Raw genomic sequence first — 23,712 nt, forward strand, 5'->3', positions numbered from 1 at the left:
CTCTCGCATTGGTGAGGCTGAGTATTTAGGGCCAACGGTTTTGATTCGTCTGAATCCTATCGCGAGAAACTTCTAACTTCACGTCTAGAACTGCTCAATCCGAAGTCTCCAATCCACTGGATTGAATTTTGGCAACGTGGTGTCAATGATTCCCGCACTTGCTAATTCCGTGGTGGATCGGGAACCATCGATTTCGCAGGATTTTAGCAAGACGAGTTCGGCTGCGTCGACTTGTTTTGCTAATAACGCCGCCAGCGAATCCGTTGTGGTTCGCCAATCCGTCGGTAGGTCAAATGCGTTTTCACGATTGTAGAAGGCATTGACGTTGACAAGCGTTGGTCGGTCGGTTACAAAACCGACATCCGTCGCACCGTGAAGCTGTTGCAACGAGTCGATTCGGTGCCAGGTTGGAAACCACTGATGGAAGATTTCGAACGTGTGCTGCAACAATTCGATGCATCGCCAGTGCGTTTGAGTCGCATCGAGCGATCGGCATTGATCCAAGCTGCGAACGGCGTCGACTAGTTCACCACCGCCGACGATGGCCACGTTTTGGGATGGCTGGCCGTGAGCGATTTCCTTGATACGACGCGGCATGCGGCGTGTCAAATCCTTTCGCAACAACAAACTACCGCCAATTTTGATGACGCGTCGTATTGTTTTCTTTGGAAGCGATTGGTTCATAGGGCAACATTCAAATCGTCGGCTGCTGTTTGCCTTTTAACAATCGGGCGACTGCGTACGATGGCGCACATCGAGAAATGGACGATCCGAGCTGATCCGCGAGGAGGATTCGCAGCTTGTCCTTGCATGGTTTCAATAGATCGCTTCCATGACCGCTGATCACGAACGTATCTGTTGATAGTCCGTGGAGTTCCAAGACCTTGGTTATTGATGAATCGATTCTATCAATGGCGTTTTGCATCACTTGTTTTGCCAGTGGAACTGCCTCTCCACTCGAAACCGTCCGACGATCAAGACCAATCATGCGTGCCAATCGGTTCGTCGCGAAGGAGCGTGAGCGGGGTTTGCCGTCAGCGCTTTCATTGTCTTGGGGATGCTCCGGTTCATTTTTTAATACAATTCTGGCATCATCGATTGTTGCAAACACCTCGTTCATTACCGGACAGCGTTTTCCACGAAACTCAAAGCAGTCGACAATCGCGCAAACCGGTGTCCGTTGGCATCCGACGTAGATAAGCGAGCCTTCGGTGAGTCGGTCGTAATCGGTTTTCGCTTGCGTGGCGACTCGGCCTGAAAGAATGGGGATAATATCGGTGGTCGTAGAACCAATGTCGACAAGCAACCCGGTCGAGCAAATCTCGCGACCAACGAAATTTGCTAATGCATGCCAATTTGCGGCTGCCAACAAATCGGCCTCTTTGTCAATGCAAACGGATTCGCGGAAGCGTCCATCGACGCCGTAGAAATGCGTGCTCGGAATTTTGCACTTTTTGGCGGCCGTGCGAACATGGGCGACAATGTGGGCGACGCCTTCAATGCGATCGACGAAACAGTCAGTCAATTCGCCGGTCATGACCACGGCGATCGACGTTGGATTTTCAAAGAATGAGATTGCTTCGCACAGCTGATCGGCGAGTTGATCGGGGTGTCGCCACAAAGCGAACGATCGCGAACGCGTATGACCACGATCATCCGCTAGCTTAAGATTGGCACCACCAATATCGATGCCGAGAATGCGTTTTGGATGTGTCACTCCGCTCTATATCGGTTCAGCGATTGCGGCGTTATTGATCCAAACTTGGCCGCTTGGTGTCCAGCGAACCGAGTTCACTCCTGCGATACAGGAAACGGGGCCCGTTTCCACATCGAAAAGTCTTGCTGCTATGTTTCCCTGAATCATCTGACGCAAACCGACGTAGCTGGTTGTCAAGCGTGGGTTGATTTCCACCACGTAGTCTTCGCTGGCACAATCTCCAAGCAATAAATCAAGACCGACGAACCCATGAACGGTTGGCGGCATGGCTGCGATCGCACGGGACGCCAACACGGCGGCTCGTGACTGCGAGTCGTCGTCAAGCGGACCTTGTCCGCCCGCATATTCACACGAGTCGCTTTCGAGCATTTGGCTGACTGCGGGCAAGAAGACTTGGTGTTGGCCCGACGCAACCAACGATACCGATATCGCTCGTCCAGAAACCCACGGTTGAAGAAGCAAATCATCCTTCAATTCCGCTCTTGCCTCGTCATACGAATCGAACGTGCGGATTTGCTGTGTGCCACAACCATCGCGTGGCTTCAGCACGTACCGATCGTAACCTTGGATTTCCGATTCGTAACGGTTGTCGGAGCTCGCAACATAGTAGGGGTGAGCCACGCCTGACGAAAGGAGCACTTTCGCGGTTTGAAGTTTGTCGCTCGCAACGCGAAGGAAATCCCCACTTCCGGCGATCACATCAACGCCAGCGGCACGCAGCATGGCCACCGATTTAGCCAGTATTCCATCGTTTTCGGGTGCAACTATTAGAGCTGCGTCACAATTGCGAGCCGCCGCAACCCATTGGCCGAAAAATGCCAAGTCCGAACGCATTGGGACAATTTCCGCCGCATCGAGTTCCACGTCGAAACGCGGATCAAGGGGAGCTGTCACGTCGGCGAACTCCGATAAGTCCGTGACAATTGCACGAAGCATTGCGGAGCCTTCGTCGCGAAGTGAGGAAGGTATGTCGACTAAATCCTTGTCGGCCAACCCGCCACCGCACGTGTATTCGCCCACGAAAATACGCATTTTAATTTGATGCCAGCTAAAGAAATCCTAAAAAATGCCGAGATGGTCTCGGGCATCATCGGTCATCAAATCGGGGGACCAGGGTGGGTCCATAACGACTTTGACTTCCGCCGAATCCACTTCATCGAGTCCCTCGGCAGCCGACTTGGTTCCGGCGACCAATTGAGGTCCAGCCGGACACATCGGGCTCGTCATTGTCATGTCGATCTGCACGTCGTGGCGACCGTCTTCTTTCTCGTCGCCGACGCGAAGTTCATAGATCAATCCAAGATCGACGATGTTTACGAAAAGTTCGGGGTCAATGACCTGTTTCAAAGCCTCTCGAACTTTATCTTCTGCAAGTGCCATGGGACGTTCGTTGCCTGTTGATTATCGGAAACGACATGGAAGGCGGCGGAATAAAAGTCGCCAGCGTTTGGGGTCACACGCCCAAACGGCTCCAACCAATGTCTTGAATTCTACCAAAATAGCCGCTTAAGGGAAGACTGAGCGATTTCGCAGCCGTTATTCGTATTCACGCACCTGGCGGGCGATCGCAGCCCCAAGGGCGTCACGAACGCTTGGGATCGTGATTCGATCGAAAATCTGCTGGAAGAAGCCGCTGACGATCATTCGTGTCGCTTCTTTCCGCGTAAACCCACGACATTGGGCATAAAAAATTTGCTCTTCATCGACCTTCGCCGTGGTGCTGCCGTGAGTGCAGCGCACGTCATCCGCCTCAATTTCCAGGCCTGGGATCGAGTCCGCTCGGGACGCTTCGGACAAAACAAGGTTGTCGTTTCGTTGATATCCGTCCGTTTTTTGGGCGATCGGATCGACTTTGATCATCCCTCGCCAAACGGTTCGACTCTTGTCCTGCTGAGCTGCTTTATACAAGAAGTCGCTATGGCAAGAAGGTGCGCGGTGGTATTGCTGAGTGTGGTAGGCCAAATGTTGCCGTCCCTCGGTGAACATGACTCCGTTGACTTGGCTGTCAGCACCAGGGCCAACGAGATCAACCGATTGGTTCACCTTCGACAGCATCGACCCCATTGCCGCAATCGTCCACTGGATCGTCGCGTCTTTGCCTACCAATGCTTTTTGGTGAGCGAAGTGGTAGGCGCCGTAGCCCCATTCCTGCAAATTGACATAGCGTAAATGCGAGTTGGCCTTTTGAACCACTTCGACGGAGCCGACATGCAGCCCTTTGGACTTTTCGGCAACACCGTTTGATTCGTGAAGCACGGTTGCTTCCGCACCTTCATCGAGCACGATGAGCGTATGGGTCGTGTCGGTTCCACCATCACTCATCATCGATCCGATGTACAGCGGTTTGTCGAGAACGACGCCGCGTGGCACGTACAAAAATTGCCCCCCAGCCCAGAACGCTGCATGCAGTGCTGCAAACTTGTCACAATCAGGATCGAACGCCGTAAACAAGTGCGGACGAACGATTTCGGGATGCGCTTGACTGGCTTTGGACAGGTCGCAAAAGATGACACCTTTATCGGCAAGTTCTTGGTCTAGCGATTCGCTGATAACGTAGCTATCGACCGTTTCGATCAAACCACCGAGGTCGACCCCCTGACGCAGTTGTGCTTTCGAAGGCACGTCGCGTGATTCCGATGCGGGCAATCCAAATCGATCTAACTTGAAAGCGCGGATATCGGTGCGAATCCATTCTTCCGCCCGACGCTCGGGCCATGCCATCGCTTCGAAATGTTGCCAAGCGTCGCGACGGAGCTCAATGAGCCATTGTGGTTCCGTTCGCGAGCGGAGGAACGATTCGAAGCCGACGGAATCAAAAGTAAGAGAGGTCGTTTGAGTCATCAGAAGTCAGGTTGTGGTGGTAATATAGATGTTTCGTCGTGGCCGAAGTCGCAGAGAATTCGGGAATATCGGCCGATAGCCGAGCCCGCGGAGAGTCCGGTGGCTTAGGGGATTTCCGCGAAAGTCTCAGCAACTTCCGCAATGTTTTCGTGAAGCCGTGGCCGCTTAGCCGACGCTTCCTTCCATTTGCAGTTGAATCAAGCGATTCATTTCGATTGCATACTCCATCGGCAACTCTTTTACGAGCGGCTCGATGAAGCCATTGACGATCATCGTGCTTGCTTCTTGCTCGGTCAGACCGCGGCTAAGCAGATAGAACATCTGCTCTTCGCCGATTCGCGAAACGCTTGCTTCGTGTCCAATTTGAACATCTTGTTCACAGATTTCAATGTAAGGATACGTATCGCTGCGGCTTTCAGGATCCAAAATCAAAGCGTCGCAAACAACGCTGTTCTTGCTGTTGTGGGCCCCAGGTTCGACGCGAACGAGACCGCGATAGCTACTTCGTCCGCCATTTTTGCTGATGCTCTTGCTGATGATTTGGCCCGTTGTATTGGGAGCCGCATGCACTAACTTCGCACCCGCATCTTGATGTTGTCCTGCACTCGAAAATGCGATCGACAATATCTCACCGCGAGCACCCGGTTCCATCATGTGGACCGCCGGGTACTTCATCGTCAATTTGCTGCCCAAGTTCCCGTCGACCCATTCCATCGTTGCATCGCCATAGGCGTAGGCACGTTTGGTGACGAGGTTATAGATATTGTTGGCCCAGTTTTGGATCGTCGTATAGCGGCACCGCGCGTTGCGTTTGACAATCACTTCGACCACGGCACTGTGAAGGCTTTCCGTTGTGTACATTGGCGCGGTACAGCCTTCGACATAGTGCACGCTGGCACCTTCATCGACAATGATCAATGTCCGTTCGAACTGGCCCATGCTTTCCGCGTTGATACGGAAATAGGCTTGAAGTGGGAAGTCGATGTGGACGCCCTTGGGAATGTAAATGAACGATCCACCCGACCAAACGGCGCTATTGAGTGCTGCGAATTTGTTATCGTCTGGCGGAATGATCTTGCCGAAGTACTCACGCAGTAGTTCGGGATGCTCGCGTACAGCCGTATCGGTGTCGGTGAAGATTACACCTTGTTTGGCAAGGTCTTCTTCAAGCGAACCGTAAACGACTTCGCTTTCGAATTGGGCCTTCACACCGGCCAAGAACTTCTTTTCGGCTTCAGGAATGCCTAGTTTGTCGAACGTGTCCTTAATTTCCTGAGGTACATCGTCCCACGACTTACCTTGGCCGGATGTTGGTTTGAGATAGTAGTAGATGTCTTGGAAGTCGAGGTCGATCGACCCGCCCCAATTGGGCATTGGCCGTTCTTCGAATTTCTTCAACGACTCAAGACGGAATTTCCGCATCCAATCGGGTTCGTTCTTGATATCCGAGATTTGATTGACAACCTCAGCGCTGAGCCCTTTCTTTGCCTTAAAGACTCCGGTCGTCTCGGTGCGGAAGTTGTATTTGTTGATTTCGCCAACTTCAGCTTTTTCAGTTACGTCAGTAGACATCTTTATTTCCTAACTCGTTCATTTTTAGACCGGAACAATCAAGAGAAGTTCTGGCATGTTGCGTGGTTTGCGTTTTCGTCGAGGCTTGTGCCAGAACTCCCATGGGTCGCTCCGGCCTACGTTTTAAACAGTTGCTTCTTCGGCAAGCATCTCTTGATTTGCTGCTTCTGCTTCAGGGTACGCTTTGCGGATACGGTCGTAGCCGTGACGATGCAGTTCATCGGCCAATTCCGTGCCGCCTGTTTCAACCAAGCGACCACCCAGCATCACGTGCGTGAATTCCGGTGGATTGTGCTCAAGCAATTTGTCGTGGTGCGTGATGATCAATAGCCCCATCTTGCCGTGACCAATCTCGGCAATTGACTCACTCGCCAAGCGAACTGCGTCGGCATCCAAACCGCTATCCGTTTCGTCAAGAATTGCGAATTTCGGCTGCAGCATTGCCAGTTGAAGAATCTCGGCTCGCTTCATTTCGCCACCCGAAAAACCATCGTTGACGTAACGGCGAGCGAATTCGGTATCCATACGCAAATGAGCCATCTTTTCTTTTAGCTCGGCGCGGAACTCACGCATCGGAATCAGTTCTTCGCCTTCTTTGCGGTCGGGTCGGCGCACATTGGTTGTTGCATGGCGAAGGAAGTCAGCCATTTTGACCCCCGGAATCGCCATCGGTCGTTGGAAAGCCAAGAAAATGCCAGAACGAGCTCGTTCGTCAGGAGCCATTGCCAGAACGTCTTCACCGTCCATCGTGATTGCGCCTTCGGTCACCGCGTAGCCAGGATGGCCCATGATTGCGAGTCCGAGCGTACTCTTGCCACTGCCGTTTGGCCCCATCAAAGCATGAGTCTCACCATGATTGATCGATAGATTTACGCCGCGAAGGATCGGTTTATCACCAACGGAGACGTGCAGATTTTTGATTTGCAGTACGTGTGTCATGCTTGATGTGAAAGGTTTCGAGTTTTGAAAAGGAATGGATGGTTTACGTTAATTGGATGAATCCACCGATGACGTATCGGTTGCGAATTGACAAAGGTGATCACCGTCGAGACGGCAACTACTAAGGTGTACCGGGCGGCCAAGTGCTTCGGAGAGCATTTCCTCTTCCAAACGGCACATCGCTCGGTCGTCGGAGGTGTCGGTCAGCGACGGATAGGGACAAGCCCCCACGTCGATGACAGGCAGCGCGCCTGTATGCGAAATCTCCGCTGCAATGTGACGCTCGGCCAACATTTCGGAGACGCGTTTCATACGTGATTCAAGCGATTCATCGTCGATCGCGGCTCGATGAATCCCCTCAGCCACTCGTCGTCCCAAACGGGCCGCGACAGCGGAAAGGACGTTTTGCCGAATCTCAGAATCGGGAATTGCCAAAATCTCTTGCCACATCGCTTCGGCCAAGTCCGCCGGGTTCGCGCCAGCACTGCGATGGCCATCAACCGTCAGTTGGTATTCAAATGTCGGCCGACCTCGTCCCGCGACAATTTTTTGACGCTCGATCAACCCCATCTCCAACAAACGCTCGATCCGTTGGCGGATGGCGGTCGCGGTCACACCAAGTTGTTCGGTCAATTCCCCAACTCCGAACGCTTCGCCACTACGCATCACAACAAGCAAAGCTCGATCAACCGATCGCAAAGACTCAGGCTGAGAGATGGTATTTGGGGTGCTAGGCATCGGGTTGAGGACGGATGTGGAGTGGCGGACGTGATCGCTATGTTTGGTGGTATTATTACGTCGAACTCTTTTTTGACAACGCCTCTTGCTAAAAATGGCAGGTGAGATTCCGCTGAAGCTAGCTAAAGGCCGCTGGGTTCCCAGTAAACGCCCCGAGGGTTCGATTTGGCCCTGCCAAAATGGGGGCTAGGCTTCCAGCCGGTCAGCCGCTGGGCTAAGTTTGACACGATTGGTTTATCCCCCCTTTTTCTTCCATTCGTACCGAAGTCTCATGACATCCGCTCCTGAACCCCACCGTCCATCTAGCCCCCCGCGTCCACCTGCGCGTCCAGGCCACCACGGCTCAGCACTGCCCGAGCCATCGACTATTCCCGAACAGGGCTGGCACTGTGGCCATACGATGTATCGATTCCGCCGCGAATTGATTTGCGGGCCTCTGAGTCGAAGTTGTCAGGATCAATTCCGTGCGGCATTGCATTCTGAATCGGGCGAAGGGCCTGAGCGATTAGGGGCATATTGGACGAGCGGTCATCGGGCGGATTTTGTAGTTATGGCGATGGATCCGGATCCCGCCAAGGTCGACGCGGTTCATCAACAGATCATGGCGCCGCCGCTTGGGCAGTTTGTCGAAGCGACTTGGTCGTTTGTTTCGATGAGCGAGATTAGCGAATATGTTCCGTCATTGGACCAGTACCGCGAACGATTGATCGCGAGTGGTGCGGAGCCCGATTCACCGGCATTGGTGGCAAAGATGAACGCATACGAGCGACGTTTGCCGATGATGATGGAGCAACGACTTCGGCCAGAAATTCCCGATTGGCCGTCGGCATGTTTTTATCCCATGAACAAAAGCCGGGTCGTTGGTGCGAATTGGTTTACCGAACCGTTTAGCAAACGCAACGCGATGATGGCCGAACATGCCCAAAGTGGCATGGCGTACGCGGGTAAAGTGAGCCAATTAATTACGGTCGGCGTTGGGCTGGATGATTGGGAATGGATGGTGACCCTTTGGGGGCGAAATCCGCAATATTTGAAGGATATCGTTTATAAAATGCGATTCGATGAAGCGAGCGCAAAATACGGTGAATTCGGGCCGTTTTATGTTGGATACAAGGCGACGGCGGACGAAATTATCGAGCACTGCCGCATGAAGTAAGCGAGCAGTGTTTTGAACGAGCAGTGATACAGAAAGACGATACAAAAAAAGCCTAACGAGTTTTCCTCGTCAGGCTTTGAACTCGTCAGGCTTTGAACTCGTCAGGCTTTGAACTTCGTCGATACGAAGTGTTCTGCGGACTTAGTCGTCGCACAGAGGTTCTTTCTTTTCGGTGATCACGTCACATTCATCCGACTCCGCTTTTTCAGCGTTAAGTTCGGTATAGCTCTTCCATTCCTCGGGGACATTGTCTTCGTGGAAGATTGCTTCGACCGGACATTCGGGGATACATGCTTCGCAATCGATGCATTCTTCCGGGTGGATGTACAGCATTTGGTCGCCTTCGTAGAAACATTCAACGGGGCAAACGACTACACAGTCAGTGTATTTGCATCCTGAGCATGGCTCGCAAACAACGTGTGTCATGAGTATGTGACCTTTCTTTCTTGCTATTCGTGGTGCAACGGAGACGCTTCGAAACAGCGACTCCCGCTACGTTGGATTTATCGGTCGGACACTCCGGCCTCTGCACTCTAAACATGCCTATTGTGCCCAGTTTCGTGTTCTGTGGCGAGCGGGCATTTTGATTTTCGATGGAATCGTGCATGATAAAGAGCTTCATCCAATCGATTGGGTTCGCGAAAATGGGCAAGCCTGTTGTTTTCCCCGTGAATTGCCGTCTTTATTACTGTCTCCTTTAGGAATCTGCGTGGCCATCTCTGACATTCCCGTCCCGCTTCGGCTCAAACCATCGCGTCATTTTCCTTTTTTAGCCCGCCATCCTTGGGTTCATGCTCACGCCCTAGCCGAATTGGGCGACGACCTTGATTGTGGGCAAGTCGTCGATTTGCTCGATTTCGAAGGCAACTGGGTCGCTCGTGGGGTGATCAATCCAAAGAGCCGCTTGCGGATTCGTTTGTACACCTTTGATGCGAATATCGATATTAACGAGTCGCTTTGGAGATCACGGATCGATGCGGCGATCGCTCGCCGTCGTTTGACTGGCCCATTCGATCCCGAGGGAGCTGAACGGGCTATTTTCAGCGAATCGGATCTAATGAGTGGATTGATCGTCGATCGCTACGCCGATTGCCTAGGGGTGCAGTTTACCGCCGGAGCAATGTTGCGTTGGCAAGGCGCGATTTTGGATCACCTTCGTACCGCTTTGTCGGCTCGCAGTGTAATGGTCCGAATGGATGAGAAGACTTCGAAACATGAGGGTGTCGAACCCCAGGGCCAATGGTTAGAGGGAGCCAACGCTGATGGACCGGTGCTATACACCCAAAACGGCCTGCAATTGGCAGTTGACCTTCACGAAGGCCAAAAGACGGGTGGCTATCTTGATCAGCGCCTTAATCATCTTGCGGCGGCCCAATACATGAGTGGCCGAAATGTGCTCGATGTCTGCTGCTACAACGGCGGCTTTGGCTTGTTGGCACTCAAGCATGGCGCCGCTTCGGTTACGGGAATCGATTCCAGTGCCCCGGCGCTCGAGCAGGCAAAGCTATCGATTGCTCGTAACGGACTTGATGGCGAGGCCTTCGGCCAATCAAGCTTTCGTATGGCGGATTGTTTTGCCGAGCTGAAGAAGCTTGGCGAGGAAGCCCAGTCGTTCGATGCGGTCATTCTCGATCCACCCCGATTCGCGGGTAATCGGCATCAGGTCGACACGGCACTGCGCGCTTACCGCCGGCTCAACTCGATGGCGGTTGACTTACTTCCACCTGGTGGTGTTTTGGTCACTTGCAGTTGCTCGGGACGTGTCTCACGAACTGATTTTTTGAACATGCTTTTGGATGTTGGCCGTCGACGACGTCGCGATCTGATTATGCTGGAGAATCGGGGCCCCGCGCCCGATCATCCGATCGCGATATCTTGTCCAGAAACCGATTACTTGAAATGTGTTATTGCACAAGTTGAGTGATTTTGACGCGTATTGATTCAGAGTAACGTATGTTCTGGATGGTTGGTGTTTGCAGCGGGGCATTGGTACTGCCCTTGATCCCCGCGACTAAGACCCTTGGTCCCAGCGATTAAGCCCCTTGGTCCCAACGATAAAGAAACGCCCAATCCTTACAGCGTCATCGATTTCGGTCTATACTTTTTAGCGTCTTGGACGACGCGATCACCCTACTTTTCCCCCTTCGGATTCCCTCCATGCCGGGCGTGACCCTCAAAATTCTTCATGGTGCTGACCGTGGCAAAGTATATGACGACTTGCAGCCGCCGCTGACGATCGGACGTGAAGAAGGTAACGATATTCAGCTAAACGATGAACGCGTTAGCCGATGCCATTTTAAAGTGCAACGAGACAACGACCGTTTGGTCCTGACCGACTTGGACAGCACCAATGGGACCAAGGTAAACGGGACCGAATGCCAACTGAAGATTTTGCGGCATGGTGATTTGATCGCGGTCGGCCGAAGTTTGATCCTGGTCGGTTCCGAAGAACAAATCGCTGCACGGTTGGCGGCGATGGGCAACGACAGCCCAACGTTGAGTCGCGAAATGTCATCGTCAGATAGTTCAATCGCCGTGGAATTGAACCAAGAACCGAAGTCGCCCTATCCGGCGGACGTCATTCAAATCATGGAAGTGCCATCGATTCCGGATGACATGTCACCAGGGCAAAAAGCTCAACTCTGCGAGATCCTTGATTACTTGCAGTCGCGGTTGCACAAGTTGATCGATGGAGCCAAAACGGACGAGGCCAACGACGAGGTCCATCTGAAATTTTCGGCGTGGCAACGGTTGCTTGATGCCCAAGCATGCCTCTCGGCAATGGCGCGGAAAATCGCTGACCCTGATTGGCCTAGTTGAGGCTAGCGATTACGCGCGGGGATGAAAATTTTGGTGTACTTTCTTGAGTCGTGAATGTTCCACGTGCGTGTAGATCTGTGTCGTTTGGATACTGGCGTGACCTAACATTTCCTGCACGTATCGAAGGTCTGCACCGCCAGCCAATAGATGGGTGGCGAAACTATGTCGCAAACTATGCGGACTGATCTTTGGATCGATTCCCACGCGACGAGCATAAAATTTCACGAGTCGCCAAAGTTGAATTCGGTCGAGTGCGCGACCACTGCGCGATAGAAAAAGTTGCTCGGGTGGATGAGGACTTTTGGCGGCTAACTTGCCTCGGATCTGTTCGGTGTAAAAGTGGATGGCCGTGATCGCACGTGCCCCGATCGGCACCATTCGCTGTTTGCCTCCTTTGCCTTCGCATTTGAGATGTTTCTCGACGAGAGAAAGATCGCGGACGCGAAGCGAGCAGACCTCCGACGCACGGCATCCGGTCGCGTAGAGGACTTCCAACATCGCGATATCGCGTTGCCAATAGGCGTCGGTTTTGCGAGGCGATCGCAAAAATGCTTCGACTTGGCTCTTTGACAACACGCCCGGCATTCGCTGCCACATTTTTTGCGTGGCGATCAATTCCGCTGGGTTGCCTTCAACGATTCCTTCGAGTTGCAGGTATTTGAAAAAAGTCCGCGTCGCGACAACGTTGCGGGCGATCGAGGCGGGGGCCAGGCCGAAGGATTGCAGGTCAGCGATGTAGCCGGACAAATCGCGAATCGTAATTTGATTGAGTTTTCGCTTTCCGACCCAGGTGGCGAACCGCTGCATGTCACGACCGTAGGCGGCAATCGTGTTGGCGGCCAAATGGCATTCGCTGCGTAAATAGTCCAAAAAATCAGCGCAGACCGACTCAGTCGCCTGGCACGTTTTGGTCGAAGGTCCGGTTTGGCTAAGTAATTGCAGCTTAGTGGGTCGTTTTGCCACAGGCGGTTCAATAATACGAGCGGATCGATCTTAAGGGTGTTGGCAGATAACGCTATCTGCCCTTATCCTGCATCGTCAGCAGTGATGGCGGTTATCCCAAGTCGATTGTCCATGGCCCCGTTTTTGTTGCGTTGACGATTCAACCATTCCATGTTTTCCAGAAAGTACGATTACCATGAATGTTCTAGTGGTAGGTGGCGCCGGCTATATCGGCTCGCATGCAGTCCGTTTGTTGCTCGATGCCGGTCACTCGGTCACCGTTTACGATAATTTGTCGCGAGGTCACCGGGGGGCCGTTCCTGAGGGGCTGCTGGTCGAAGGAGAGCTATCGGATACCGCTAAAGTGGTCAAAACGCTGCGTGACAAAAAAATCGATGCGGTCATGCACTTTGCTGCTTTCGCACTCGTCAACGAGTCGGTGAACGATCCCGCTCTCTACTATCGCAACAACGTGATCGATGCGGTCAACTTGCTCGATGCGATGCGCGAAGCGGATGTCAAGAAGATCGTATTCAGCAGCACCACAGCGACCTACGGCGAACCTGAAATTGTGCCGATCCCTGAGACGACTCCTCAGAATCCGATCAATCCGTATGGGTTCACAAAGCTCGTTTTCGAACATGCGCTCGCGGATTACGCGTCCGCTTATGGTTTTGGATACGCCGCACTTCGCTACTTCAATGCCGCGGGTGCTCGTCCCGACGGATCGATTGGCGAAGATCATGATCCCGAGTCGCATTTGATTCCGATCGTGCTACAAGTTGCACTTGGCCAACGCGATGAAATCACCGTCTTTGGTGATGACTATGCAACGGAGGATGGGACCTGCGTTCGTGATTACATTCACGTTCACGATCTCGGCGACGCCCACTTGTTGGCACTCGAAAAGATTGAGCTCGGAAAGGGGTTGCGGGTTAACTTGGGTACGGGGCGTGGCACAAGTGTCCGCGAGATTATCGAAGCATGCCGCGAAGTCACCGGGCATCCGATCCCTGAAAAAATGGGCCCACGACGAGCCGGCGATCCACCGAAGTTGGTCGCCGACGCTCGCTTGGCAAAGGAGTTGCTAGGTTGGGAGCCGAAGTACATGGATGTGAAATCGATGGTCGAAACCGCATGGAAGTGGCACCAGTCTCATCCGCACGGTTACGCGAAATAAAGACCGTAGGACCTCAGTCTTCTGTGCTGAGTACATCCTTACCCACCCAAGGTCTTAGGATCTTGGGGATGTTGATGGAGCCATCGGCTTGCTGGTGGTTTTCCAGAATCGCGATCATTGCTCGACCGGTCGCGATTGCGGTTCCGTTGAGCGTGTGAACAAATTCCGTTCCCTTTTGGCCGGGCCTTTTGAAGCGAACATTGAGTCGTCTTGCCTGGTAGTCGGTGCAATTACTCGTACTGGTCACCTCGCCCCATTCGCCCGCTTCACCTCGCCCGGGCATCCACGCTTCCAGGTCATACTTGCGGTACGCAGGTCCGCCAAGATCGCCGCTGGCGGTATCGATCACTCGGTAGGGAACTTCGAGTGAATCGAACAGTTCGCATTCCAATTCCCTCATTTCTTCGTGAATCGCGTCGCTTTGGTCGGGTGCGGCGAAAGCGAACATTTCCACTTTGGTGAATTGATGCACGCGGTAAAGCCCCTTTGACGCTTTCCCTGCGGCCCCTGCTTCGGTGCGAAAACAATGACTCAGTCCGCATAGTCGAAGTGGCAACTCTTCTACATTCACCGTTTGTCCCGACATCATTCCGCCAAGCGGAATCTCGGCAGTCGCGACAAGGTTCAGCTCGGTGTTTTCGATGCTGTAGATTTGGGTTTCCGGCCCGCGCGGGTTAAACCCGGTTCCGTGCAGCACACTGGTGAGTGCCAAGTCGGGTGTCGTGACCGGCGTAAATCCTCGGTCGGACAAGAAGCTGATAGCGAACTGCTGCAATGCCAAATCGATTCGAACCGCTGCGTTTCGCAAGAAATAGAACCCAGCTCCTGCGACACGGGCACCTGATTCAAAATCAAGTAAGTCGTGTTTTTCACTCAGTTCAAGATGATCGAGAGCTTTAAAACTGAACTTTGGCTTTGCTGTTTTACCAAACGACAACTCATTTGCATCCTCTTCGCCACCGGTAGGTGCGTCGGGGTGCGTTAGGTTTGGGATTACCGTTTGCAATTCGGCTACTTCGGTGTCAAGTTCGTCATGCTCGCGTTGGGCGGCATCTTTTTGCTCACGCAATTCGCGGCCCTTTTCGATCCACTGCTGGCGTTCTTCGGCGTCCTTTGCCGGCCCGATCTTCTTGCTAACTTCGTTGGCTTGTCGATTGAGGTCTTGTGCCAATTGTAATTTTGCGAGTCGTTGTTCTTCGAGTGCGACGAGTCTTTCAATATCGCAATCAACCCCACGCCGTTTGCAATTCTTAGCAACGGCTTCTGCGTTTTGGATAATGTATTTTCGGTCGAGCATGTTTACGCTTGGCTTTCGTTCAATTTTCCTAGTTCCGTCCACAGAATTGCCGATGCTTTGATGCCTCGGTAGTAATCTTGGACACAAAATTTTTCGTTCGGGCTATGGGCATTATCGTCGGATAAGCCCCATCCCAGTAACAGGCAGTCGCATTGGAGCACGTCCTGGAAACGAGTCACGATCGGAATCGATCCCCCTTCGCGAATCATCACTGGCGGAGTACCGAACGCGGACGCAATTGCTCGTGCTGCTGCTTTGGCGTATCGGCTTTCGGGGTCTGCCGCCATTCCCGGTGCGCCATGTGAGGGTTCCAACGTCGCTTTCACCCCGGTGGCAACGTGTTGGTTGATATGGTTTTGTAATGCGGTTGTGAGTTTCTTAGGGTCTTGGTTTGGCACCAGACGAAAACTGATTTTCGCTGACGCTGTTGCTGGAATGATTGTTTTTACCCCTTCGCCTTGATGCCCCGAAGTCAATCCGTTGATGTCAAACGTTGGTCGTGCCCAACGTCGTTCGTCAGTTGTAAATCCAGTTTCGCCGAACAGAGCGTCGACGCCAACTTCCTTGGCGAATTGATCGTCGGACTGAGGCAACTTCGCCCAAGCGGCCCGCTCGGCTTCGCTGAGGGCTTGGACATCGTCATAGTAGCCATCGATTTGAATTCGACCTTCGCTATCAACGATGGATGAAAGCAGATGGCATAGGGCGATTGCGGGGTTCATGACCGCGCCGCCAAACGAGCCGCTATGGAGATCTTGGCTCGGACCTTGGATCTTCAATTCATAGGTCGCGATGCCTCGCAGACCGTACGTAATCGCTGGTTGGTCCTTGGCGTATTGGCCGCTATCGCTGATCACGACACAATCGCAAGCCAATTCGTCGCGCAGGCTCGGAAGCATTCGTTCCAAATTCTCGCTACCGACTTCCTCTTCGCCTTCGATCAAAAATTTGATTTGAAGGGGTAGCGGCTCGCCGGTTGCCATCCAGTCGCAAACGCTTTGGATATGCGTCAGCACTTGCCCCTTATCATCGGTCGCTCCGCGAGCATAAAGATTCCCGTCGCGGACCGTGGGTTCGAATGCTCCGGAGATCCAATCTTCGAGCGGTTCGGCGGGCTGAACATCATAGTGTCCATAAACCAATGCAATCGGAGCCCCGGAAATTGGCGGAGTTTCGGCGATCACGAGAGGATGGCCGTCGGTGGGAACGATTTTGGTAGCAATTCCTGCAGTCTTCAGCTTTTCCGCGACCCAATTCGCGGCTGCGGCGACCTCGCTTTTCCGTGTGGAATCACTGCTAACACTCGGGATTTTCAGCCATTCCGTCAAATCTTCGAGATGGCGTTCCTTGGCGTTGTCCAAAGCGGCGAGGATGTTAGAGAAATTCATTTGTCCGGTTTGGGTGATTTGGAAGTGGTCTTGATGCCCGCAAAGATTACCATAGCACAGGTGATTTTGGCGACAGGATAGGCAAAAACCTCATTTTCAGCCCTGCCGATTCTACATGTCGTGCGCTACAATATAGGCTGCTTCGTCACAGACGAAAACGTGAGTCCATCCTACGTATCGAGCACGAGAAGTGCCATTGGACATAGGCGTTACGTTTCATTTCATCCATTCAAAGGTTGTAGGTTCTTTCGGTTGCATTCCCGAAGCGGACCACCACCAGAAAAGTCATTAAGTATTGAAGGAGTATGGTCAGCAATGTCAGATCATCAATCCGCAGTAGCAGAACCTGAATTGGCCCCGCCTGAAGTCGCACGCCCGAAATTCAAGCCCGAACAGAAGCAAGAAGTCAAGAGACAACCTCGTTATAGCGTCATTCTTTGGGACGATACCGATCACAGCTACGATTACGTTGTGTTGATGATGAAGAGTCTTTTTCGTCTCCCTATCGAATCGGGATTCCAAATTGCTAAGGAAGTCGACGCTTCGGGCAAAGCCATTGTTCTGACCACAACGCTTGAGCACGCTGAACTGAAACGTGACCAAATTCACTCGTTCGGCAAAGATGAATTGATCGCCCGTTGCAAAGGCAGTATGTCGGCGACGATCGAACCGATTGGTGACTGATCCAACGCGTTAGCCAACTTCACCAAGCGGTGGGTGCTTGAACCACGCATTGGGTGCTGACGCTGCATTCGTTCCGAATGCTAATCCTTCTTGTCCGCAATACCCGCACATCCGATACCCGGTCGGATGAAGTGCGGGTTCTTTTGGGGTGTTCATCAGGCCGACTTCGAGGCATTCGAGCTATCCATTTAGGTAGCTGACCCAAGGTCTCGAAGCATTGCCATGAAATTGTTCAACATCCAAAACATCCCGCAGACTCCTCCGTTGAGGATGCCCGCACGAAAAGGGCTCTCGACGTTTGGCGTCGTTGCCTTCTTGGCGTGCCTGAGTGGTATCGGCGGATTTCTGTTTGTTGCTCGCGCACAACAGCTCGAAACAGCTCGAGCAACGGAAGCGTTTGAGTACTTGGTTGAAGTTCAATTTGCCCAGCAACTCTATCAAACGCAAACCGGGCACTACGCTGCTAATCTTGTCGACCTGGATTTGTCAAAGCCAGCTCCCGCTCATTTTTCGATTGGGTCCATGGAATTGACTGCTTCCGATAGCTCGAATGCTCATTGGCGATTGACCATCCAACGAGCCGGCTTGTCACCTGTCTTTGGTGACTACGAGATCACTTTCGATGATTCAGGTTTTGACGCATCACGTTCGTCGGTTGAGACATCACTCGTATCGTGTTCAGCCCAAATGTCTCGTTGTTTCCACCGCATGACGCTTGCAAAGTTAGACCGATGAGTACCACACCCGCGTTTCCAATCGCTTTGGCTGTATCATCCAATAACGGAGCCGAGTTCAGCGATGGTTTCGACCAGGACGGGTTTGCGATCCTAGCCCCGTCAAAATCGTCGGACATCGTGGAAACGGAAGTGGGAGATGAAAGTCGCTTGTCGGAGAGTGACGTCTTCGACTCGGATGAAGTGTTGCTCGACGAAGCAAAGCGATACGCCAAGCATTACTTGCTTCCGCTGTTCGATCCGCCCGCCAATGAACCGTTGCCGGTGCGACCAAACGTCGGGGAGTCGTTGCCGAGCAAGTGGTGCTTCGAGAACCGAGTTGCTCCGCTTAGCGATGACGGGGAAACGATAGAAGTCGCGATCACCAAGCCTGACAGTTTGTTATTGGCAGACGAAATTCGGACGCTCAGTGGCCGACAAATGCGGCCGTTTTTCGCGCCCTCGAGCGTAGTCGATCGATTGTTGAATCTCCTCTACACACCTGATCTTGTTCTAAATCCAAACGAAATTGGGCCAGCTAGCGAAGCCAGCCCAACAAAAGAGCCGTCGAAGACACCATCGATCGCCGTCGTTGGGTCCGAGGCGGAAAACGACTCGCAATTGCTGAGTCGGATTTTGCGTCATTTGGTGCAGGGAATTGTTGAGCAAATTCTCATTGAACCGCGTGGACGAACCTTTCAAATCCGAGCTCGCCACGGCAGCGGACTGTACGAACTTGAAACACTCAGCCGATCCGCCGGCAAAAATGTCCTCACGCAAATCCTGTCGCGAGTTGGCTTGGAAGCGGACGCTTCGCGAAAGGATTTTATTGCAAGTGGTCAAACGGGTGAGTTTCGCGTTCGCTATGGCGATCGGCGTGTTCCGCTTCGAGCGACGTTTTGTCCAACTGCTGGTGGCGTGATGGTGACGATCGTGCGAGGTGCGGTCTTTTCCACCGCAAAGCACCTTCGCGAGATTGGTTTGCAAACGGCCCAGCATGACAGTCTTCGTAATGCGTTACAGAGGAAGAATGGTCTGATCGTCATCGCAGGACCACGGCGCAGCGGCAAGACGACAACGTTTTACTCAGCACTCGCTGACACAAAGACACCCGCTCGGCATGTCTGCAGTATCGAAGACGCAGCGTCGGTGGTGGTGGATGGCGTCAATCAAGTGTCGCTCTGCGAGTTGCCAGGGTTCACCAAGCCCGACGCGATCGAGTTAGTTCTGACTCAGTTGCCCGATGTCGTGGCGATTGACCGGCTTGATGATCGTGACAGTGTCGCGATGGTTTCGCAGCTAGCGGCGGAAGGTTGCCTTGTGATCGCAACGATCGATAGTCGTGATGCTGCCAGTGCGGTTGTGCGGCTCGAACAGCTTGGCATGGATCATGCCGCACAGGCCAGTTTGCTTGTGGGTATCGTAGCCCAAACGCGAGTCGGCCGGCTTTGTGCCCAGTGCCGACACGAAACGCCGTTGTCGTTAGAATTGGCGCTCAAGCTTGGCGTCGAATCGGACGCAAATGTTGCTTGGCCGACGGGGTGCTCAACCTGCGCCCAAACGGGATACAAGGGCAGCGTCACCGCTTATGAGGTGATCCCTGTTGACCAATCGACTGCCAAAGCGATTCGCGAAGTCCGAGACACAGAGGCGTTTTATGCCTCTGCGGTTTCCGCTGGATTGCCGATGATCGGCGAAATGCTCCGCTCGCACGTCCTAGCGGGCGACGTTAGTGCGGATGTCATTTCCGAACGGCCGTGATTACTTCTCAAACCACTGCTTGATCACGTGCAGCGTCGTAGCGCGACCTGCTCGAGCGATTGAAGTTGTCAGCGGGATTTCTTTCGGGCAAACTGCGACGCAGTTTTGAGCATTGCCGCAAATTTGAATGCCGCCTTCGCCACTGAGTGCGTCGAGTCGCTCGCCTTCGAGGACTTTGCCCGTTGGGTTGTTGTTGAACAGAATCGCTTGCGAAATTGCATGCGGACCGACAAAGCCGGCTTCGTATTCGGCTAGCTTTCGCTTCTCGAACGCTTCGTCGCTTTCACCATCCAGACGCGCTACTTCAATCTTCAAGTATTGAGGGCAAGCATCCACGCAACAACCGCAGCTCATGCATTGGCTAAGCGGATAATTGCTTTCTTGGGCTTCGCGTGATTGCTTGTCACCAGGTCCCATGTCGTAGTAACCGTCGACGGGAACCCATGCCTCTACACGTTTCAGGGCATGGAAGAGTCGTTGCCGGTCGACCATTAAGTCACGCAGAACGGGGAATTTCCGCATTGGCTCCAAGACGATCTCGTCGGGGTTGTCTTCGAGCAAGCGGTCCACCAATGCACTGCAACTTTGCCGTACCTTGCCGTTAATCACCATCGTGCAAGCGCCGCATACTTCTTCGAGGCAACCGCAGTCCCAGGTCACGGGCGCAACTTTTTTTCCGTCGCTTGTCGTTGCTTGAGCGGCGATCATTTGCAGAATGCTGATCACATTCAGCTCAGGCTCGTATGGCAGTTTGTGGAGTTCCCAATATGGCTTCTTGCCGGGGCCGTCTTGGCGACGCACCCGAATCTTGATGAAGTCGATACGGTGTTTTTTAGTGGGTTCGATGGCGGTGGTCATCCGTCGATCCTGGCGAGTTCAATGAATGGAAAAGTTGTAAGTTAAAACGCAGTGTGATACAGAAAAGGATGAAGCCTAGTTGGCTCCAGCCGGGTCACGAGATTATCCTTCGGCCTTGGCACGAGCACGCTCGTTCCAAACCTCTTCGATTTCCTCAGCACCAACCAATCCATATAGGCGTGGGCGAGGCGGGATCAGAGACGTATCCACATCTTCGTACGTGATGTCGGGCATTTGGGTGTCGTGATTCCAACCCGCAATCGTGCTCTTGAGGAACCGTTCGTTGTTGGCTTCAAACTCATCGCACCAAACTTCGGCTTGTCGGCGACGTTCGGCTGGATCTTCTGCGGTCAACGATGGCTTCTCGAAGTCTGGCTTGTAATGGGCACCACGGCATTCGTCACGCAAAAGAGCTCCCTGCAAAATTGTCTTTGCAAGTGGGAACATGTCCTGAAGTGCTTTGGCGAAAATCACGTTTTGATTCGTCCAACTGCCCGAGTCCGAAAGGTTCACTTTCATTGCTCGTTCATGCAATTCTTTGACCTTCTCAATCGCGTCGGCCAATTGGTCGTTGCGGCGAACAACCGTTGCCACACGCGTCATCAAGTTGCCTAATTCTTGGTGAATCAAATAGGGATTTTCATCGCTTCCAGGATTGCCGGTGAGCAAATCGTCGTGACGTTTCTGCTCTTTGGCTACGGCTGCTGACAGGACTTCCGGTGCAACATCGTTTGAACCCGACTTTTGATTGTTGGCGTAGTTCAAAATCGATGGGCCGGTGAAGAGGCCGGTGAAAATGCAGGAAAGCAGCGAATTTGCACCGAGTCGGTTTGCACCGTGATAGTGGTAGTCACACTCACCGATGGCATACAAGCCTTCGATGTTGGTCATGTGGTTTTCCGGGGCGCCTGATTCTAAGCCACCTTCGGCCGACTTTACATAATCGGCCCACAATCCACCCATGCTGTAGTGAACCGCTGGGAAAATACGCATCGGTTCGTCGCGTGGGTCAACACCTTGGAATTTCTCGTAGATTTCCAAGATGCCGCCAAGCTTACGATCGAGTTCCGCCCGCGGAATATGTGTCAGGTCAAGGTAGACGCACATTTTGTCTGGGTCGACACTCAGGCCGTCGTTGACGCAAATATCAAAAATCTCGCGAGTCGCGATGTCACGCGGAACGAGGTTGCCGTATGCGGGGTAGCGTTCTTCGAGGAAGTAGTAACGCTCGTTCTCAGGGATCTCCATCGGTGGGCGAGGGTCTTGGGCCTTGCGTGGCACCCAAACTCGGCCACCTTCACCGCGGGCTGATTCGCTCATCAGTCGCAGCTTGTCACTACCGGGGATCGCTGTTGGGTGAACTTGGATGCATTCGCCATTGGCGTATTTCGCACCCGATTGGAAACAACGACTCGCAGCACTTCCGGTACAGAACACGCTCATCGTGCTTCGGCCGTAAACTAGACCGCAACCACCGGTTGCCACGACGACCGCATCCGCAGGAAAGGCTCGGATTTCCATCGACACCATGTCTTGGGCAACTGCACCGCGACAACGGCCGGTTTCGTCGACGATCGGATTCAAGAAATCCCAAAACTCGTACTTCTTGATCATTCCTTCGGATTCCCAACGCCGGACTTGTTCGTCCAAAGCGTAAAGCAATTGTTGGCCTGTGGTTGCTCCGGCGAACGCGGTTCGCTTGTAGAGCGTGCCGCCGAAACGTCGGTGATCGAGGAAACCTTCGCCTGTTCGATTAAAGGTCACACCGAGTCGGTCCATCAAATCGATGACCTTCGGTGCCCAATAAGCCATTTCTTTGACGGGAGGTTGGTGATTTAGGAAGTCACCACCGTAAACCGTATCGTCCAAGTGCTTCCATTCGTCATCACCAAGTTGGCGAGTCGAATCATTCACACTGTTAATACCGCCTTGAGCACAAACGCTGTGCGAGCGTTTGACGGGCGTAAGGCTGATCAGGTCTACTTTGACGCCAAGTTCGGCCAGTTTCATTGCCGAAGCTAGCCCGGCAAGTCCACCACCAATCACGACAACACGATGCTCAGACATAATTCAAATCAAACGGTTTGTGGTTAGCTAAAAAATTTGTTTCTAAGAAGGCCTCGCTGGTGGCCCGAAAGGGGCACGCGTGGCTCTCCATTTTTGCTCAGTCTTCGCTGGTCGCTGCTATTCTTGCGAGTCGGCCAGTTCTTCTGTCTCTTCGGAGTGTTCCATCGCTTCGTATTCGACGAATCCTTTTGCTTCGAATTCCTCTGCAACGACGTCAGGTTGAGACCGCTTTTCTTCCATTAGCGGGACATAGCCTGCCTCGACACCAACGCGATACATCCGGTCTTCAATCTTCTTTGCCACTTCGATTTCGTTGTCTCCCGGAGAGACGGCTGCCCACCAGGCGACCATTCCAACGAATCCAAGTCCAAGACCGAATGCCGTACACACCTTCGACGCACGTGCCTGAGCGGTCGGTGAAATCCAGATTCCCCATGTGATCCCGGCGGTCCATATTCCGTTGGCCAAGTGATAAACACAGCAGAGCACGCCAATCAGGTAAATCGGAGGCCATACGACACCGCCAAATTGGTTCATCGCAATCGCTAACGTGCTAGCAGCGTTGTACGGTTTGAACGATCCGAGCCCAAGTGGCTGGATGACAGCAAGGTAAGGTTCGAAATGGAACCAGCCATGCAGGTGAAGAATATGTAGGAACAGATAAACCAACGCGATCACGCCGGTCCAACGCTGCCACGAGTAGCGGCGATTGCTAACGTACTTGTAATGGTTGGTGTTCAGTTTGGCATTTTTGGCAATCCAAACGCCGAACAGCCCATGGAACAACAGCGGTCCGAAAATGCCGCCCCATTCAACCAAGGGGAGAATCTTGCCAGCACTATGAATGCCGTACACCGCTCCTTGAAAAGACTGAACACTGTTAAGGAGGCTGGCGTTCACCGTCAGGTGAACGATCATGTACAACCCTAACGGTACAATCCCAGTGAGAGAGTGAAGTCGGCGAAGTGCAAACTCGTGACGTAGGAAGAACGAAGTTTCAGGGGTAGAGTTGGACACGTCTGTCGTCGGGGGGAAAGCG

The 23,712-nt window shown here is 53.0% G+C and carries 23 protein-coding genes; 7 read left to right on the forward strand and 16 right to left on the reverse strand.

The annotated features are described in order from the left end of the window. Positions 1–84 precede the first annotated feature (84 nt). From CA13_RS24160 to CA13_RS24195, 8 genes are all read right to left on the reverse strand, one after another. Positions 85–684: an amino acid kinase family protein gene (locus tag CA13_RS24160; RefSeq protein WP_146401055.1), complete on the reverse strand. Its 600-nt coding sequence runs from the start codon at positions 682–684 to the stop codon at positions 85–87. 10 nt (positions 685–694) lie between these two features. After that, positions 695–1,717 (reverse strand): hydantoinase/oxoprolinase family protein, encoded by a 1,023-nt coding sequence (locus tag CA13_RS24165; RefSeq protein WP_146401057.1) that lies wholly within the window; start codon positions 1,715–1,717, stop codon positions 695–697. Between the two features lie 6 nt (positions 1,718–1,723). Further along, positions 1,724–2,749, reverse strand: coding sequence for an ATP-grasp domain-containing protein (locus CA13_RS24170; protein WP_146401059.1), 1,026 nt, complete (start codon positions 2,747–2,749; stop codon positions 1,724–1,726). A gap of 27 nt (positions 2,750–2,776) precedes the next feature. Next, the gene (locus tag CA13_RS24175) at positions 2,777–3,097 is read right to left on the reverse strand and encodes a metal-sulfur cluster assembly factor (protein ID WP_146401060.1); all 321 of its coding nucleotides are present in this window, start codon (positions 3,095–3,097) and stop codon (positions 2,777–2,779) included. 156 nt (positions 3,098–3,253) lie between these two features. After that, positions 3,254–4,558: a Fe-S cluster assembly protein SufD gene (gene sufD / locus CA13_RS24180; RefSeq protein WP_146401062.1), complete on the reverse strand. Its 1,305-nt coding sequence runs from the start codon at positions 4,556–4,558 to the stop codon at positions 3,254–3,256. A 165-nt stretch (positions 4,559–4,723) separates the two neighbouring features. Further along, positions 4,724–6,130 carry a Fe-S cluster assembly protein SufB gene (gene sufB, locus CA13_RS24185; RefSeq protein ID WP_146401064.1) on the reverse strand — a complete coding sequence of 469 codons (1,407 nt, stop codon included), beginning with the start codon at positions 6,128–6,130 and terminating at the stop codon, positions 4,724–4,726. A 123-nt stretch (positions 6,131–6,253) separates the two neighbouring features. Next, a complete protein-coding gene (gene sufC, locus CA13_RS24190) occupies positions 6,254–7,069 on the reverse strand; it encodes a Fe-S cluster assembly ATPase SufC (RefSeq protein ID WP_146401066.1) in 816 nt (271 codons plus the stop codon). A gap of 48 nt (positions 7,070–7,117) precedes the next feature. Then, positions 7,118–7,807, reverse strand: a complete 690-nt coding sequence (locus tag CA13_RS24195) for a helix-turn-helix transcriptional regulator (protein ID WP_146401068.1) — start codon at positions 7,805–7,807, stop codon at positions 7,118–7,120. Between the two features lie 271 nt (positions 7,808–8,078). Between CA13_RS24195 and hemQ the strand changes: the two genes are divergently transcribed. After that, the gene (gene hemQ / locus CA13_RS24200) at positions 8,079–8,963 is read left to right on the forward strand and encodes a hydrogen peroxide-dependent heme synthase (protein WP_146401070.1); all 885 of its coding nucleotides are present in this window, start codon (positions 8,079–8,081) and stop codon (positions 8,961–8,963) included. A gap of 141 nt (positions 8,964–9,104) precedes the next feature. Here the strand turns inward: hemQ and CA13_RS24205 are convergent, their stop codons facing one another. After that, the gene (locus CA13_RS24205) at positions 9,105–9,389 is read right to left on the reverse strand and encodes a 4Fe-4S dicluster domain-containing protein (RefSeq protein ID WP_146401072.1); all 285 of its coding nucleotides are present in this window, start codon (positions 9,387–9,389) and stop codon (positions 9,105–9,107) included. Positions 9,390–9,672: 283 nt separating this feature from the next. Between CA13_RS24205 and CA13_RS24210 the strand changes: the two genes are divergently transcribed. Both CA13_RS24210 and CA13_RS24215 read left to right on the forward strand, forming a co-directional pair. Next, positions 9,673–10,887: a class I SAM-dependent rRNA methyltransferase gene (locus CA13_RS24210; protein WP_146401074.1), complete on the forward strand. Its 1,215-nt coding sequence runs from the start codon at positions 9,673–9,675 to the stop codon at positions 10,885–10,887. Positions 10,888–11,120: 233 nt separating this feature from the next. Next, positions 11,121–11,783 carry an FHA domain-containing protein gene (locus tag CA13_RS24215; protein ID WP_146401076.1) on the forward strand — a complete coding sequence of 221 codons (663 nt, stop codon included), beginning with the start codon at positions 11,121–11,123 and terminating at the stop codon, positions 11,781–11,783. Positions 11,784–11,792: 9 nt separating this feature from the next. Here CA13_RS24215 and xerD read toward each other — a convergent pair whose 3' ends face one another. Further along, the gene (gene xerD, locus CA13_RS24220; protein WP_146401078.1) at positions 11,793–12,746 is read right to left on the reverse strand and encodes a site-specific tyrosine recombinase XerD; all 954 of its coding nucleotides are present in this window, start codon (positions 12,744–12,746) and stop codon (positions 11,793–11,795) included. Positions 12,747–12,921: 175 nt separating this feature from the next. On the opposite strand from xerD, the gene galE reads away from it, so the two are divergent. Further along, complete coding sequence (galE, locus tag CA13_RS24225) at positions 12,922–13,905, forward strand: UDP-glucose 4-epimerase GalE (RefSeq protein WP_146401080.1); 984 nt, start codon at positions 12,922–12,924, stop codon at positions 13,903–13,905. Positions 13,906–13,918: 13 nt separating this feature from the next. Here galE and serS read toward each other — a convergent pair whose 3' ends face one another. Together serS and CA13_RS24235 are read right to left on the reverse strand one after the other, a co-directional pair. Next, complete coding sequence (gene serS / locus CA13_RS24230; protein ID WP_146401082.1) at positions 13,919–15,202, reverse strand: serine--tRNA ligase; 1,284 nt, start codon at positions 15,200–15,202, stop codon at positions 13,919–13,921. Positions 15,203–15,204: 2 nt separating this feature from the next. Next, complete coding sequence (locus CA13_RS24235; RefSeq protein ID WP_146401084.1) at positions 15,205–16,590, reverse strand: dipeptidase; 1,386 nt, start codon at positions 16,588–16,590, stop codon at positions 15,205–15,207. Between the two features lie 315 nt (positions 16,591–16,905). Between CA13_RS24235 and CA13_RS24240 the strand changes: the two genes are divergently transcribed. Further along, positions 16,906–17,274 (forward strand): ATP-dependent Clp protease adaptor ClpS, encoded by a 369-nt coding sequence (locus CA13_RS24240; protein WP_146401086.1) that lies wholly within the window; start codon positions 16,906–16,908, stop codon positions 17,272–17,274. A gap of 9 nt (positions 17,275–17,283) precedes the next feature. Here the strand turns inward: CA13_RS24240 and CA13_RS35580 are convergent, their stop codons facing one another. Further along, positions 17,284–17,430, reverse strand: a complete 147-nt coding sequence (locus CA13_RS35580; protein WP_419194758.1) for a hypothetical protein — start codon at positions 17,428–17,430, stop codon at positions 17,284–17,286. Positions 17,431–17,496: 66 nt separating this feature from the next. Here CA13_RS35580 and CA13_RS24245 point away from each other — a divergent pair, with 66 nt between their 5' ends. Both CA13_RS24245 and CA13_RS24250 read left to right on the forward strand, forming a co-directional pair. After that, entirely contained in the window at positions 17,497–18,009 is a 513-nt protein-coding gene (locus CA13_RS24245) for a hypothetical protein (RefSeq protein ID WP_146401089.1), read from the forward strand. Next, entirely contained in the window at positions 18,006–19,748 is a 1,743-nt protein-coding gene (locus CA13_RS24250; protein ID WP_146401091.1) for a GspE/PulE family protein, read from the forward strand. The genes CA13_RS24245 and CA13_RS24250 overlap by 4 nt, the downstream gene beginning before the upstream one ends. On the opposite strand, the gene sdhB is transcribed toward CA13_RS24250, so the two are convergent. From sdhB to CA13_RS24265, 3 genes are all read right to left on the reverse strand, one after another. Continuing rightward, positions 19,749–20,606 (reverse strand): succinate dehydrogenase iron-sulfur subunit, encoded by an 858-nt coding sequence (gene sdhB / locus CA13_RS24255; protein WP_146401093.1) that lies wholly within the window; start codon positions 20,604–20,606, stop codon positions 19,749–19,751. It abuts the gene before it with no gap. Between the two features lie 102 nt (positions 20,607–20,708). Next, entirely contained in the window at positions 20,709–22,673 is a 1,965-nt protein-coding gene (sdhA, locus tag CA13_RS24260; RefSeq protein WP_146401095.1) for a succinate dehydrogenase flavoprotein subunit, read from the reverse strand. Positions 22,674–22,790: 117 nt separating this feature from the next. After that, positions 22,791–23,690, reverse strand: a complete 900-nt coding sequence (locus CA13_RS24265) for a succinate dehydrogenase cytochrome b558 subunit (protein WP_419194759.1) — start codon at positions 23,688–23,690, stop codon at positions 22,791–22,793. Positions 23,691–23,712 lie beyond the last annotated feature (22 nt).

The organism is Novipirellula herctigrandis (assembly GCA_007859835.1).
GTDB lineage: Bacteria > Planctomycetota > Planctomycetia > Pirellulales > Pirellulaceae > Novipirellula_A > Novipirellula_A herctigrandis.